This is a genomic window from Streptomyces callyspongiae (assembly GCF_047200695.1).
Lineage (GTDB): Bacteria > Actinomycetota > Actinomycetes > Streptomycetales > Streptomycetaceae > Streptomyces.
Window position 1 is genome coordinate 18,166 of the sequence record NZ_JBJZOM010000022.1, and the last position, 12,905, is coordinate 31,070.

Annotated in this window: 17 protein-coding genes; 5 read left to right on the plus strand and 12 right to left on the minus strand. The window is 69.9% G+C overall.

What is annotated here, in order from left to right; genetic code table 11:
• The first annotated feature begins 40 nt into the window (after positions 1 to 40).
• Genes ACL06G_RS19265 through ACL06G_RS19275 form a run of 3 tightly spaced genes read left to right on the plus strand, consistent with a single transcriptional unit; the run spans position 41 to position 1,649 of the window.
• Positions 41 to 844 (plus strand): hypothetical protein, encoded by an 804-nt coding sequence (locus ACL06G_RS19265; RefSeq protein WP_412836402.1) that lies wholly within the window; start codon positions 41 to 43, stop codon positions 842 to 844.
• A gap of 8 nt (positions 845 to 852) precedes the next feature.
• A complete protein-coding gene (locus ACL06G_RS19270; protein WP_412787741.1) occupies positions 853 to 1,251 on the plus strand; it encodes a DUF2795 domain-containing protein in 399 nt (132 codons plus the stop codon).
• 41 nt (positions 1,252 to 1,292) lie between these two features.
• Entirely contained in the window at positions 1,293 to 1,649 is a 357-nt protein-coding gene (locus ACL06G_RS19275) for a VOC family protein (RefSeq protein WP_412787717.1), read from the plus strand.
• 227 nt (positions 1,650 to 1,876) lie between these two features.
• Here the strand turns inward: ACL06G_RS19275 and ACL06G_RS19280 are convergent, their stop codons facing one another.
• Entirely contained in the window at positions 1,877 to 2,083 is a 207-nt protein-coding gene (locus ACL06G_RS19280) for a DUF397 domain-containing protein (RefSeq protein ID WP_412836403.1), read from the minus strand.
• Positions 2,080 to 2,946 carry a helix-turn-helix domain-containing protein gene (locus tag ACL06G_RS19285; protein ID WP_412836404.1) on the minus strand — a complete coding sequence of 289 codons (867 nt, stop codon included), beginning with the start codon at positions 2,944 to 2,946 and terminating at the stop codon, positions 2,080 to 2,082. The genes ACL06G_RS19280 and ACL06G_RS19285 overlap by 4 nt, the downstream gene beginning before the upstream one ends.
• Positions 2,947 to 3,209: 263 nt before the next feature.
• Between ACL06G_RS19285 and ACL06G_RS19290 the strand changes: the two genes are divergently transcribed.
• A complete protein-coding gene (locus ACL06G_RS19290; RefSeq protein ID WP_412836405.1) occupies positions 3,210 to 3,695 on the plus strand; it encodes a DUF2975 domain-containing protein in 486 nt (161 codons plus the stop codon).
• Complete coding sequence (locus tag ACL06G_RS19295) at positions 3,695 to 3,916, plus strand: helix-turn-helix domain-containing protein (RefSeq protein ID WP_412836406.1); 222 nt, start codon at positions 3,695 to 3,697, stop codon at positions 3,914 to 3,916. Before ACL06G_RS19290 ends, ACL06G_RS19295 begins: the two co-directional genes overlap by 1 nt.
• A 108-nt stretch (positions 3,917 to 4,024) precedes the next feature.
• On the opposite strand, the gene ACL06G_RS19300 is transcribed toward ACL06G_RS19295, so the two are convergent.
• The 10 genes from ACL06G_RS19300 to ACL06G_RS19345 form a co-directional block, all read right to left on the minus strand.
• A complete protein-coding gene (locus ACL06G_RS19300) occupies positions 4,025 to 4,222 on the minus strand; it encodes a winged helix-turn-helix domain-containing protein (RefSeq protein WP_412836407.1) in 198 nt (65 codons plus the stop codon).
• A gap of 468 nt (positions 4,223 to 4,690) precedes the next feature.
• Entirely contained in the window at positions 4,691 to 4,945 is a 255-nt protein-coding gene (locus ACL06G_RS19305) for a hypothetical protein (protein WP_412787713.1), read from the minus strand.
• Between the two features lie 65 nt (positions 4,946 to 5,010).
• Positions 5,011 to 5,607, minus strand: coding sequence for a hypothetical protein (locus ACL06G_RS19310; RefSeq protein WP_412787712.1), 597 nt, complete (start codon positions 5,605 to 5,607; stop codon positions 5,011 to 5,013).
• A gap of 163 nt (positions 5,608 to 5,770) precedes the next feature.
• Entirely contained in the window at positions 5,771 to 6,547 is a 777-nt protein-coding gene (istB, locus tag ACL06G_RS19315) for an IS21-like element helper ATPase IstB (protein WP_503167838.1), read from the minus strand.
• Between the two features lie 124 nt (positions 6,548 to 6,671).
• The gene (locus ACL06G_RS19320; RefSeq protein WP_412787743.1) at positions 6,672 to 6,857 is read right to left on the minus strand and encodes a hypothetical protein; all 186 of its coding nucleotides are present in this window, start codon (positions 6,855 to 6,857) and stop codon (positions 6,672 to 6,674) included.
• 346 nt (positions 6,858 to 7,203) lie between these two features.
• Positions 7,204 to 7,749, minus strand: a complete 546-nt coding sequence (locus ACL06G_RS19325; protein WP_412787710.1) for a hypothetical protein — start codon at positions 7,747 to 7,749, stop codon at positions 7,204 to 7,206.
• 801 nt (positions 7,750 to 8,550) lie between these two features.
• Positions 8,551 to 9,504, minus strand: a complete 954-nt coding sequence (locus ACL06G_RS19330; protein ID WP_412787739.1) for a beta-ketoacyl-ACP synthase 3 — start codon at positions 9,502 to 9,504, stop codon at positions 8,551 to 8,553.
• Between the two features lie 11 nt (positions 9,505 to 9,515).
• Positions 9,516 to 11,282: an acyl-CoA dehydrogenase gene (locus ACL06G_RS19335; protein ID WP_412836408.1), complete on the minus strand. Its 1,767-nt coding sequence runs from the start codon at positions 11,280 to 11,282 to the stop codon at positions 9,516 to 9,518.
• Positions 11,279 to 12,019, minus strand: a complete 741-nt coding sequence (locus ACL06G_RS19340) for an AfsA-related hotdog domain-containing protein (protein ID WP_412787708.1) — start codon at positions 12,017 to 12,019, stop codon at positions 11,279 to 11,281. Before ACL06G_RS19340 ends, ACL06G_RS19335 begins: the two co-directional genes overlap by 4 nt.
• A 40-nt stretch (positions 12,020 to 12,059) precedes the next feature.
• A complete protein-coding gene (locus tag ACL06G_RS19345; protein ID WP_412836418.1) occupies positions 12,060 to 12,884 on the minus strand; it encodes an SDR family NAD(P)-dependent oxidoreductase in 825 nt (274 codons plus the stop codon).
• Positions 12,885 to 12,905 lie beyond the last annotated feature (21 nt).

The following is a 12,905-nucleotide window of genomic DNA, read 5'->3' on the forward strand; positions in this document are numbered from 1 at the left end:
GGGCCGGGTACCCGGCTCGCGCCGTTGCAAGGAGGGAGAAATGAACCTCGCATTCCTCGAGCCGCTGTACGACCGCCCGGGTCCGTGGGCCTCGGTGTACGTCGCAGGCCGCGCGGCACCGGAGGACGCGACGGCGCGGCAGCGGACCGGTGCACGGGCGCTGTCCGACCGCCTGCACGGGCAGGGCGCCGATGCCGCGACGTGCCGGGCCGTGTACGGCGCGCTCGACGCGCTCCCCCGCGCCTCCGGGCCCGCCGGGTACGCCGTGTTCGCCGCCGACGGCGAGGTCGTGCTCCGCACCCCTCTGGCGTCCGCGCCGTCCGGCGAACCGGGGGCCAGCTGGGGTGCACTCCCCCGTGTCGCGCCGCTGCCCCGGCTGACGGCGGGCCCGCCGTCGGCGCTGCGGCGGGCGGCGGAGGCGATGGAACACTTCCTCTCCGCACGGGTGCCGGACGACGAGGGGCGCACGAACGCCACCGAGGGCGTGCCGACCCTGGTGGAGGCGGCGCGGGAGCACCGCATCGACGCGCTGCTGGTCCGCCCCGACGGACCGGACCTGCACCGCGAGGTGTGGGTCGGTGACGATCCCGACCAGCTCGCCGTACGGCACTCCGAGCACCGGTACCTCGGCGCCCCGGAGCCCGCCGCCTCCCGCGCCGACGACGCGCTGCTGCGGTCCGCCGCGACCACCGGCGCCGACGTGGTGTACGTGCAGGCGGAACATCTGGCGCCCGGCACGCCCCGCGGCCTCCCGGCCGGCGGACTCGGGGCGCTGCTGCGGTGGCCGTACGGGGGCGCGAAGGAAGAACCCGGAGAGGCCGGAGAGGAAGGTGCATTCCGGTGACGGACGGCATGCAGCGCGGCAGCGACCGGTTGAGCGTGCACCGGGACGACGAGATGAAGCACGAGTTGCAGGGTCTGCTCCGCTCGGGGCACCCGACGCGTTCCGAGACGTGGTACGACCCGGAGCCGGAGGCCGACGACGACCCTCGCCTGACGACGGGCGGCCCGGTGCCGCCCGAGGGCAGCCCGGAGCGGGCCGAGGCGGAGGCCGAGGCGCTCCGCTCCGACCTGGCGCGGCATCTGGGGCGTTCCACCTTCCCGGCGGACCGGCGCACGGTGCTGCGCACCCTGCTCGCCGACCACGCTCCGGACGAACTGGTGGAGACGGCACGGGAACTGCCGACGGGCGGCCGCTACCGCAACGTACAGGATGTCGTGACGGCGCTCGGGAGGCGGCCGCGGGCGTGAGCAGGTGCCGTCGCCGCTGGTAACCAACTAGGCTGCCCGGCATGAAGATTCACGGGACCTCGCTCAGGATCTGCGTCGACGATCTGGACGCCGCCATTCCGGTGTACGAGAAGCTCACCGGGGACGAGGCCCACCGCTTCACCACGGGCCCGGTGTCCGTTGCCGCCGTGGGGCCCTTCTTCCTCATGAGCGGCCCGGAGGGCCACGTGGAGGTGCTGCGGAAGATCGCCGCGACGATCGCGGTGGAGGACATCGACGAAGCGCTCGCGGATCTGGGCGCCGTCGGCGCGGAGATCATCGCGGGTCCGAAGGCGACCCCGGGCGGCCGGAACGTCGTGGCGCGCCACCCCGACGGCGCGGTATTCGAGTACGTGGACCGGCGCGGCGACGGCGCCTGACACCCGCACCACGCTGCCGTACCTCGTGGGCGTGCCGTCCCGTCCGGTGGCGCGCTCGGTCGGGCTGTTCGGCGGCCCGTCGAGCGGCGGCAGTCCGTGACCGGACGGCCCGTCGGCCCCGGCCCCGTCGCCGCCGCACGCCGGTGGGGACGGAGAGGGGGGTGGTGTTCTTCTGCCGCACCGCGCAGGGGCCGCTTCGCCACTACGGAGACGAAACGTGCTGTGACCTAGCGTGCACCGCGCGCGGAGGTGCCTGCCGCGAAGTCCACGAAAGAAGCCCAGGCCAGAGCTTCCACGGCCACCTCCGAGCCACCGGTCGACTTGGAGTCCCGCACCCGGACCACCCCGGCGCCCTCCGCGACCTCGACGCAGTCGTCGCCCGAACTGCCGCTGTAGCTGCTCTTGACCCAGACCGATTCACTGCTGCTGCTCATGCCGCTCCTCGCATCCGCCGCATCAGGGACAGGGACTCCTCCAACGGGAGGGCCTGCGACCTGAGTCTGGCATAGCGCATCTGGAGCATGCTGACGAGTTTCCGGTCGGAGACGAACTGGCCGCTCTCCTGCCCCTCGCAGTAGCCGAACCACCGGGTGTCGGCGGTCTCCAGCAATCGCATCGGGCCGTCCATGCCCGCGTGCGACTCGCGGGACAGCGGCAGGATCTGCACCTCGATGTTCCGCAGCTCGGCCAGGTCGAGGATGTGGTCCAACTGCTGAGCGGCGGCCGCATCCCCGCCGGTGCGCCGCAGGAAGACGTGTTCCTCCACGATGAAGCTGAAGGCGGTGTGCGGCCGGGACCGCAGCAGCCGCTGCCGCTCGGTGCGGGCGGCGAGCCGGGCGTCGATCTCGGCATCGTCCAGCGGCGGCAGCCGGTCGGCGAACAGCCGCCGGGCGTACGCCTCGGTCTGCAGCAGCCCGGGGACGAGCCGGCACTCGTACGTGCAGAGCGTCACGGCCTCCGCCTCCAGCCGGGCCCACTGCAGAAACCACCGGGCCAGCCCCGGGCGCCTCGACAGGTGGCGGGCCGCACCCTCCAACGCACCGAAGGCGTCCAGGACTTCCTCGGCACGCCGCACCAGGTCCGCGGGCGGGAACCGTCGGCCCTGCTCCACGGAGGCCACCGTCGGCACCGAGTACCGCACCCGCGGCGCGAGCTCCTCCTGCGTCAACCGCGCCCGCTTGCGGAACGCCTTGAGGACCTCGCCGAACGCCTTGAGGCTGTCCGAGCCCTCCGGCTCCCCGCACACCGGCGGCGCCGCCCCGGCACCACCGCCACCGCTGCTCTGCCCGCCCGCCATCCCGGTCACCCTCCGCCCGTGCACACGCACTTCCCGGCCATACTCCCCGCCCGGACACCATTGCCACCACCCACGGCACCCGTACGCTCACCGAGCGTACGGGTCGGCACCGACAGGCGATCAGCGACAGGGGCGCCACCCCGTCCACAACCCCGGCGCCGCCGCCACCCAGCCGCCACTCGCGCCGACCACTTCCATCCTTACCTTGCACCACCTATCGATATTCGATAGATTCCCATCGTGATTCGATGGAAGGAAGAGCCGTGGGAAAACTGACGGTGGGGGCGCTGCGCGCCGTGCTCGTGCTCGTGCTGACCGGCACCGTCCTCGTGCAGACACTCCTGGTGTGGGCACTGGCCACCGACCAGCAGGAAGGATCGCTCCCGATCACCCCGATGCGCGTGATCGTCCTGCTGGGCATGGTGTCGGTCCAGGTCGCAGGCGTGTGCGTATGGCGGCTGGTGACGATGGTGCGGCGCGGAACCGTCTTCTCCCACGCCGCCTTCCGGTACGTGGACATCGTGATCGGCGCGATCGTGACCGCCGCGCTCCTGTGGTTCGCGATCACGGCCGTCAACGCGCCCGGCCAGCGGGAAGATCCGGGCGTCACCCTCATCATGGCCGGGATCGGCGTGGCCATCCTGGGCGTCGCACTGATCGTGCTCGTCCTGCGGATGCTGCTCGCACAGGCCGTCGCGCGCGACGTCGAAGCGGCCCGAATGCAGGCCGAGCTGGACGAGGTGATCTGATGCCGATCGCCGTCGACATCGACCTGATGCTGGCCCGGCGGAAGATGTCCGTGGGCGAGCTCGCGGACCGGGTGGGCATCACCCCCGCCAACCTGGCCGTGCTGAAGAACGGCCGCGCGAAGGCGGTGCGCTTCGCCACCCTCGCCGCTCTCTGCGAGGCACTCGACTGCCAACCGGGCGACCTGCTCCGCTGGGAGAAGGAGGGCCTCACGGACGAGTGACGCGGTCCCGCCGGCACCTCGCACACCCTGCATGGTCACGGGCTCTGCGACCTTTGCACTCACGGTCGGCGCAAACCAGTCGGAAGTGCTCACCGGGCTTGCAGCAGGTCATGCCTGCCCCCGAGCCCTGTCCGGAGCCGCGGCCCCGGACACCCCATCTGTTGCCTGCGGCCAGACCTTCTTCTCCCACAGCTCCACCACATCATCGTCCCGCTCGATCGCACGCCGGGACGGCTGCTGCCAGCTCCAGCCGTTCGACTTGAGCAGCAACCAGGTCTCACCGTGCAGAAGACGTGGAACAGTCAACCGATCAACTTCTCGATCCGAGCCAGTGTCCACCGCCGCCCCGCCCAACCATGCACCAGCGGCCCCCGCTGCAGCTCACGCTCCGAACGTGCCCTCTGGGCAGTTTCCCGCCTCGACCGGCCACGCCTGTTTTCGACAGGGTGAATGGGAGCCACAGGAGCAACGAGGACGAGGACCACATTGCTCCGTCTGTGGTGAGCTCGGACCGTGCGCTAGGCCATGATCGGCAATGGGAACGAGAGCCAACTCTTCCGGGTGACTCCCGGGGGCGTGCTGGCTTCGGGGTGTCTGCCCCTTCTCGAGAGGGGAAGGCGATAGGTTCGAGTTCCGGGGCTCTCGGAGCTGTGTCCCTGACAGACTTGGCACCGGGGCCCCGGTCTATTGTCGAGGTCCAAACAGAGGGTGCGGCCGCCGCAGTGGGCGACCGCACCCGAAAGCTCCGAGGGCGTCACGGGGCCAGTTGCCCCGCTATGGAGCTTGTGTTGCCTCTTCCTTGGGTGCCTTGGGGCTGTCGCTTCCGGTGCCGGTGGTGAAGCCGCTAACTACTAGCACCAGTCCCACGACCAGCGTGATGGCCCCCGCTACGACGAAGAGCAGTGCCTGCTTGACGGCCTGCTCCTGCCGACGCTGGTAGATGCCGATCAGCAGAGCGACCGCTCCGGCCAGAATTGTTCCTTCTGGGGCGAACATGGCCGCGATCGCCAAGAGCGCGATCAGCAGCACTGCGTTCGCTATGCTCCGGTTCAACAGTTGCCCCCTCATCCTGGCCCGTCGCGTAGCCGGTCAGGCTACTCGTAGTAGAGTTCCCCGTCTCCCTGGGCCTGCATCATGATGCGTGGATCCTGGGTCTGGGCGCAGCCGACGTTGTCGACGTCGAGGTAGCAGAAGTGCCCCTGCGAGCTGACTTCCCAGATGTTCCAGCCCACGCCGTAGGACTTCTCCAGGGTGTCACGGCCAGTGTAGGTCCAGCCGGGCCAGTGCGTTGTGCCCCAAGCGGAGGCCTTCGGCGTCGCGGTGATCCACTTGCCGTCACCGCACCAGCCGAGCTTCTGATGGTACTTCCACAAGTAGGAACCGAACACGTTCTTGCCCCACTTGGTGACCTTGGATTCCCAGCAACCGGACGCCTGAACTGCTGCCTGGAGCTCCTGTTTCGTGGCCGGGTCGCCGCTCTTGCGCGCGATCTCGGCGTACTTCTTGGCGGTGATGGCCTCCGGCTCCGGTGCAACGGTTACTCCGACCGTCGCGACCTTCGCGGCTTCCGGAACCTCCCCGCCGGGACTCACCGACTCCGCAGCCGCCGGCGCTGTAAGGGCGGTGACCCCCAGCAGCGCGGTGACGGCGACCATCACGCCTCTGCCAACCAGTGATCTTCTTGACTGCACGTACTCTCCTTCGGGTTCCTGACTGTCGTGGTGCAGGAGTAGCGCGGGAAGCCCTGCGCTCCCTGATGCGTGCAAAGGAGAGACTGGCAAGAGGGGATAAATGTTCGATGAACGCCCTGTTCGGGTGGCTATCGGCCCCGGGCAAGACGCCTGCGCGGACGAGTCATCGACGCGGAGCCGTTCGGTGTTCGGACTCTGTGGTTTGGAAGCGGTAGGAGTCGGTGCCGGTCTGGAGCAGGGTGCAGCGGAAGGTGATGCGGTCGGCGATGGCCGCGCAGAGCCGGGGTTCGTTGAAGATCCTGTCCCACTCGGCGAACGGTGAGTTCGTGGCGACGGCGGTGGCCTTGCGCTCTTCCCGTTCGGTGAAGATCTGGAACAGGAGTTTGGCGCCCTTGCGGTCGAGGTTGAGGTAGCCGAATTCGTCCAGGCAGAGCAGGTCGACTTTGCTGTAGCGGGCGATGACGGGTGACAGGCGCTTGGCGGCATCCGCTTCAGCGAGTTCGTTCACCAGGGCGGAGGTGGTGGTGTAGCGGACGGTCAGGCCCGCTTCGGCGATCGCGGTTCCCACTCCGATGAGTAGGTGGCTCTTGCCGGTGCCGCTGTCGCCGATCAGTACCAGCGGGCGGCCGCCTCGCACCCAGGAGGGGTTCTTCAGCTCGCCGATGATCTCGGGTGAGACGTTGGGGTTCTTCTCGTATTCGAAGTCTTCCCGTCGTTTGGGGCGGGGGAACTTCGCGGCTCGCACGAGTCGCTGCTGGCGGCGGACTTCCCGGTCGGCGACCTCGATCTGCAGCAGCTCGAGCAGGAACCGCTTGTAGGACGCCTGTTCGCGCCGGGCCGTGGCGGCGATCTCGACGAACCGTTCCCGGAACGCAGGCAGTCTCAGGTCCCGGCATGCCTCGTCGATCAGGGCGTCCTCGGGGTCGCCGGGCAGCGGCATCCGCATCCGTGTGGTCGGCACCTGCTCCACGGGTGGTTCTGTGGCGGTGGTCTTGGTGGAGGTCATGCGGTTGTGTCCTTCGTCGTCGCGGTCTTCACTGGCCCCAGCAGCCGGTCGTACTTGGTCATTCCGGGAGAGATGAGCGTGGGTCAGCTGGCAGCCGACGCGTATGCAGAGAGATCACCTTGGCTCCGCTGGCCTGCTCGGCCCAGCCGTCGGGGAGATCGTCGATCTCATCGGTTTCGACGACCGGTTCCACGTCGCTGATGTCCTGGCATGACTCCAGGTGCTTGCGGGCCTCGATGGCCACCAGGTCGGTGCTGACCGAGCCGACCTTCGGTCTGCATTCCCGGTGACCACGGCTCGGGCGGGCAACTGGCGGTGTAGCAGCAGTACCTCGATCAGCATCCGGGTGCCCTCCCGGTCGCCGGCCTTCTGCTTCGCCGCGGCCCAGAACGCCTCGTGCGTCCGGGTGAACCCGCCTTCGGCCCGGGCCTGCGCGAGCGCGGCTGCCCCAGCGAACGCACCGGGCTTGACCAGGAGAACTTCCAGGTAGTGGTCGAGGATGTCGTGGTAGGTGTAGCGGCGGGTCAGCCGCGGATGCCGGGCGATGACCTCCCGGCCTTCGAACACCCAGACCTCGTTTGCCTTCAACCTCACCTGCACCTTCGTGCCGATGAACCGGGCGGGCACGAGTAGTAGCACTGCCGCACCGTGATGCGGCCGTTGCGGTGCACCACCGGCGTCAGGTCGATCCCGGTGTCGTACTTGTCGGCCGGAAGCGGCCGCAACAGATACCGCTCCTGTTCGAAATCGAAGCCGATCGAGGTGGGCCGACCGTGGATGTGGCGGGCGTCTTCGGCGGCGTCGATCGCCGCCAGGCGATCGTTGAGGTCGGCCAGCGTCTCCACTTCGGGCGGCGGGACCAGGTGCTTACGGCGGAACCGGCCGCCCTCGTGCTCGACCCCGCCCTTCTCGTGGTTGCCTTCCTCGCCGGGGAGGCAGTAGAAGGCGGAGAACCCGTACCAGGAGCGGAATGCGACCCACCGCGCGGATTCCGTGCGTGAGCGGCCGAAGAGCACCAGCCGGACGGCGGGCTTGAGGTTGTCGTACCGGATGTGGACCGTAGGCACCCCGCCCAGCGCGGTGAATGCCTCCACATGCCCTTCGAGGAACGCCTCCTGCGAAGCGGTGGCGAACACGCGGTGCACGGCCTTGCCGAGTAGGACAGCCGCAGCGTGAACAGCACGCACTTTCTTCGCTGCCCTGCCAGGTCCAGCCACACGTCCGCGAAGTCGACCTCGGCCTCCTCGCCCGGCCGCTTCTCCTGCGGGACTGTGCCGTCCAGGTGCCGGCGCCCTTGCTTGACCTCCAGCTCGAGCTGCGGACGACGCTTGCGCATGTAGTCCCGCACCGTCGAATACGAGGCGTGCTCAACGTCGTGCTCCGCTGCCAGCCGCTGCAAGACCCGGTCGACGGTGTGCTTCTGCTTCTTCGGCGCTTGAAGGTCCTCGCGGAGTATCGCGTCGATGAAGCCCTTCACCGGCTCCAGCACACTCTCCCGCGGCGGTGGCTTCTTCCGCTTCAACGGCACCGGATGCCGAAGAGCCTTCGCCACCGTGTTCCGCGACACTCGGTACTTCAGGGCCAGCGCCCGCCCCGAGATCTCCGGGTTCCGCCGCTCCCGCCGGATCCGCTCATACAACAACTCACGCGATCGGTACACCCACAGTCTCCTGACACGACCGTGATCAACCCGCACAGCGTGACCGGCCAAACAGCCTAACCCACTCATTACGCCGAAAGCGGCATGTCACACACCATCACACAGGGTGGCTCCCATTCTCGTTGCCGAAACCGTGGCTCCCGGTCTGGCCGCCCCTCCCCTGGCTCTACTTCACCCTGTCGAAAACACCACGCCCATCGGAAGGTGGGCTGAACTCCCACCCCAACCTGCTGATGCCCGGCCCACAGCGGTTCGCGGACCCGGCAACAGCATGGATTCAATCGCCCCAGAGCGGCGCTGCGTCAGGCCACCGCAGCGCCACAGATCCCCAGGTCAACCCGCCGCCGAACGCCGTCAGCACTCCCGGCGCCCCCGGCTCCACATCCGCCGCAGCCTTGTCACACATCACGAGCGGAATCGAGGCCCCCGCCGTGTTCCCCACCCGCTCGATGTTCCCCACCTGCGCCCCGGCCGGCACACCCAGCCGATCCGACACGGCATCCAGAATTCGCTGATTCGCCTGGTGTCCCACGAATGCCCCCAGTTCCTCCGGCGCCCAGCCCGCCAACTGCATCACCCGGCGCGCCGACTCGACCATGCACCGCACAGCCTCCCGGTACACCGACGGCCCCTGCATGCGGAAGAACCGCTCACCGGCCGGAACCGTGATGAGGTCCCGCCCCGAACCGTCGGACCCTGCATCGAGCGCGACAACAGCTCCGGGCTCGTCCATCCCGCCCGGCATCACCAACGCCGCCCCGGCCCCATCACCGAAGATCATGCCGGTACCCCGATCCGTGCGGTCCAAGATGCTCGAATAGCGCTCCGCTGCCGCCACCAGCACCCCTCGCGCCCCCGACGCGACAAGTCCCGACGCCACCCACAGCCCATACACGAACCCCGAGCACACCGCCGACACGTCGAACCCCGCCGCTCCGTCCAGTCCCAGACGCCAAGCCACCTCGGGCCCCAGCCCCGGACACGAGCGGTCCGGCGTCGTCGTCGCCACCACCACCGCATCCACCGGGCCAGCCCCACCGGAAGACTCCAACGCCCCCCGCCCAGCGGCCACCGCCAAGTCCGCGGTCGACACACCCTCGCCGCACCAGCGGCGCTCCACAATGCCCGTCCGCGACCGGACCCACTCGTCACTGGTGTCCAGCCCACCGGCCACGAGAGCATCGTTCGTCACCACCCGCGGCGGCAGACACCCGCCCAGTCCCCGAACCACACCCGCGACCGTCAAAGCACCCTCCTGCTCGCTTCCAAGACGCCCGTTACGAATTCTGGGCCGGCGCCAGCGGCCCCCGTACGCTCAGGCGGAACGTCCAACTCCTCAACCAGTCGAGGCACCCGCGAATGCACCGCGTCGACCGCCTCTCGCCATGCAGACCGCATCGACTGCGCCGCACTCCGCGACAACACGCCCTTCTCCAGAAACCAGCCCATGTGCGACCGCACGCTCCACAGCCCGTACAGGTGCAGCAGCGCCCGCTGACCCGCGGACCCGTCACACGCCTCGGTCGCCGCCCGAAGAACCTTCCGCACCGTGTGCGCGTCCGCGATCTCCACCAGCATCGGCAGCAGCGGATTCCACGTCTCCAGCGTCTCCCGCTGCTCCTCGGGCGCCATGTCCAGTCGCCACCGCACCTCCTGCAGCAGGCTCTGGCTCCGCACGTCCGCGAGGTGCACGGCCGTCGAGGTCTGCGACCAGTCGTCCGACGGGACCTTCTCCAGCTGCACCCGGAACGTGTCGTCCTCAACGAGCTGCCGAGCCGCGTCCAGCCGCACCAGCAGTGTGTCCCCGGCCGCCGCCTGCGCGGCCTGCCCCAGCGACTCCCACACACCGATCCGGTTGACGCCCGCGAACCCCAGCGCCCCCGAACGCTCACGGGTCGCCGCACAGGCCACACCGAGCACGTCCGCTGCCGCGGCCTTCGCCAACGCCCCGTCCCGGGACACCGACGCCCACGGCGCCCACGTCGCACTGCTCCCCCCGGCGGTGGCCTCGGCCACCCGCCCACCGGGGTGCGTGAACTCGCCCACCGCCTGGTCCACGAACGCGCCCACGGCCCACACTCGCGCCAATGCCCCGTACAGCGCGTCCCGCTGCGTGGAGAACTCCAGCACCGGCACGTCCCGCCCGAACCGGCCCCGCGTCATCCTCTCGGACGAGAACCGCAGCCCCGTCGCCACCGCGGCCCGCGACGCGGCCGCGCACGCGGCCGCCGTGACTGCCGACGCGTTCGCCGACACCGACAGCGACCGCACAGTGCGCCCTGGCACGTCCAGGTCGTCCAGCACCATCCGCTGGTTCTTCGCCAACGCGGCCGTGTCCCGAAGCCAGCCCTCGACCGGCACAGGCATCCCGTCGAACGTGACAAGCGCATAGTCCAGCGGCATACCTGCCGTTTCCGGCATGGCCCGCACCCGCAGTCCCTCCGGCGCATCCACGCCATGCCGCAGCCGCACCGCGAACGGGAACACCCCGCCCAGCCCCGACGCGTCCTCCACCCGCGCATACACCACGGCGTTCCGCCCACCGCCCGCCAAGCCGGCCACGTTCGCCATCACCTTCGCCGCACCCGGTTCCGGCGTGAACAAGCGGAACAAGCGCTCGGCCGGGCACCAGCGGGCCACCGTCCCGCACCCCAGGTGCGAGTTCCCGTACCCCACCTCGGTCACCAGGATCGACCCGTGCGCCTCCCCACGGTCGATCTCGTCCATGACCGCATCCAGATATCGCGACCTGTGGCCCAGCGACGCCATCGCCTCGTAGCACACCGCGTGCTGCACCAGGCCCGCGAGGAACACAGGAGGATCCACGACCCCGGCCCACGCCAGCATCTCCACGAGTCTGGCCCGGTCCTTCCGCAACGCGGCCGCCCCGCCCGCGAACCGCGACAACATCTCCAGCCGCCGGTACGTCACCTCATGCCGCTCCGCGCCCCCCAGCGGCGCTTCGCGGGCGAACAGCGGATGCGTCAGCAGCTCATCGAATTCACTCACGCCGCGTCCTCCACAGCCCGCTCCAGCGCCCCACGGACCTGCCCCTCCTCGACGGCGAACACCATCCGCGGAGCGAACGCGTGCAGCCGCACCCGCGCCGTCGAACACTCGCGGCCGGCTTGCCACACCGACACCTCGGACACCAGCGGCACCTTCCCCTCGTGCACCTCCCCCGCAGGCTTCAACTCCCCCGACAGGCGCGCCGCGATCGGGAACACGAACTTGCGGAAATCCAGATCCACGCCATGCATCACCGCATACGGCGCCTCGCCACGCTCCCCCGGCGGGACGTGCTCTCCCACCGCCCACGTCACGAGCTGCAACACGGCCTCGATCACGAGCATCCCCGGCACGTGCTGCTGGTCCGCCGTGTGGTCCCGCAGCATCTCGGTGTCGTTCGCCACCGACAGCCACCCCGTGAACGCGCCCCCCGCGTCGATACGCGCATCACCCACGAGGACGTTGCCCGCCTGGTGCTTGAGGACGCCGTGCCGCGACACCGGACGCGGCGGCTCCCCCACCGGCAGCACCCCCGCACCGTGCTCCTTCACCAACTGCTGGCACAACGTGGACCACTCCACCTCATCCACGCCCAGCCCCGGCCGCATGGTCACCGGCCGCCGCCCATCCGGCGGCGTCTCCCGCAGCGACCGCATCAGGCCCGCGGCCGTCTCCAGCTCCGGCTGCACCGTCGCCCTCGCGAACGACTCACCCACGACCCATATGTCACTACCCACCACAGAACTCCCTTCCGTACGGTTCACGACAGTCTCCGGGTCACGCCGCGAACGGAGAGGCAGGTTTCGGCCGCCCCGACAGGCCCCCTTCTGCGATCGACACGCCCCCATCGGCCACGAGCGCATGCCCCGTCACCGCCGACGACGCCCCCGACGCGAGGAACACCGCCAACGGCGCCACCTCCTCGCACGACAACCAGCGGCCCTGCGGCACGTGCGACAACAGCCAGTCCGACACTCCCGCCGCCTGCATCGGCCCCGTCATGTCCGTTGCGACCCACCCGGGGCACAGCGCGTTCACCCGCACCCCGTCCGACGCCCACGCCACTGCCAGTGACCGCACCACCGAAATCTGTGCGGCCTTCGTCGCCGCGTACGACTCCATGCCCGGCGTGCCCATCACCCCCGCGACCGACGACATCACCACCGCCGACGCCCGCTGCGACTTCACCAGAAACGGATGCGCCGCCCGCAGCACCTCCACCGTGCCGTGCACGTTCACGTCGACCACGGGCCGCCAATCACCCGACCCGCTGTGCTCCAGCGGCACCACCCTGGACGTGCCCTGTTCGTCCACCGCGATGACGCCCGCGTTGTGCACCAGGACGTCCAGCCCGCCCAGACCTTCCACGGCCTCGGCCACCAGGCCGGCGCCCGCGCCCTCGTGCGAGAGGTCCGCCACGCACGGAACCGCCGAACCGCCGGCCGCGCGCACCGCTTTCACCGTGTCGTTCAGCGCCTCACCCGTGCGCGCCGACACCGCCACGTCCGCACCCGCATCCGCGAGCGCCACCGCCACGGCCTTCCCGATTCCGCGTGACGCCCCGGTCACCAGCGCCCGCGCACCATCCACTCGAAACACCACAGCAAACCCCTTCTCCGCCCG

What these genes read in the sequence shown, in the direction of transcription:
- ACL06G_RS19265 (WP_412836402.1), top strand. Translation starts at nt 41, where the DNA reads ATGAACCTCGCATTCCTCGAGCCGCTGTACGACCGCCCGGGTCCGTGG.
- ACL06G_RS19270 (WP_412787741.1), top strand. Translation starts at nt 853, where the DNA reads ATGCAGCGCGGCAGCGACCGGTTGAGCGTGCACCGGGACGACGAGATG.
- ACL06G_RS19275 (WP_412787717.1), top strand. Translation starts at nt 1,293, where the DNA reads ATGAAGATTCACGGGACCTCGCTCAGGATCTGCGTCGACGATCTGGAC.
- ACL06G_RS19280 (WP_412836403.1), bottom strand. Translation starts at nt 2,083, where the DNA reads ATGAGCAGCAGCAGTGAATCGGTCTGGGTCAAGAGCAGCTACAGCGGC.
- ACL06G_RS19285 (WP_412836404.1), bottom strand. Translation starts at nt 2,946, where the DNA reads ATGGCGGGCGGGCAGAGCAGCGGTGGCGGTGGTGCCGGGGCGGCGCCG.
- ACL06G_RS19295 (WP_412836406.1), top strand. Translation starts at nt 3,695, where the DNA reads ATGCCGATCGCCGTCGACATCGACCTGATGCTGGCCCGGCGGAAGATG.
- istB (WP_503167838.1), bottom strand. Translation starts at nt 6,547, where the DNA reads ATGCCGCTGCCCGGCGACCCCGAGGACGCCCTGATCGACGAGGCATGC.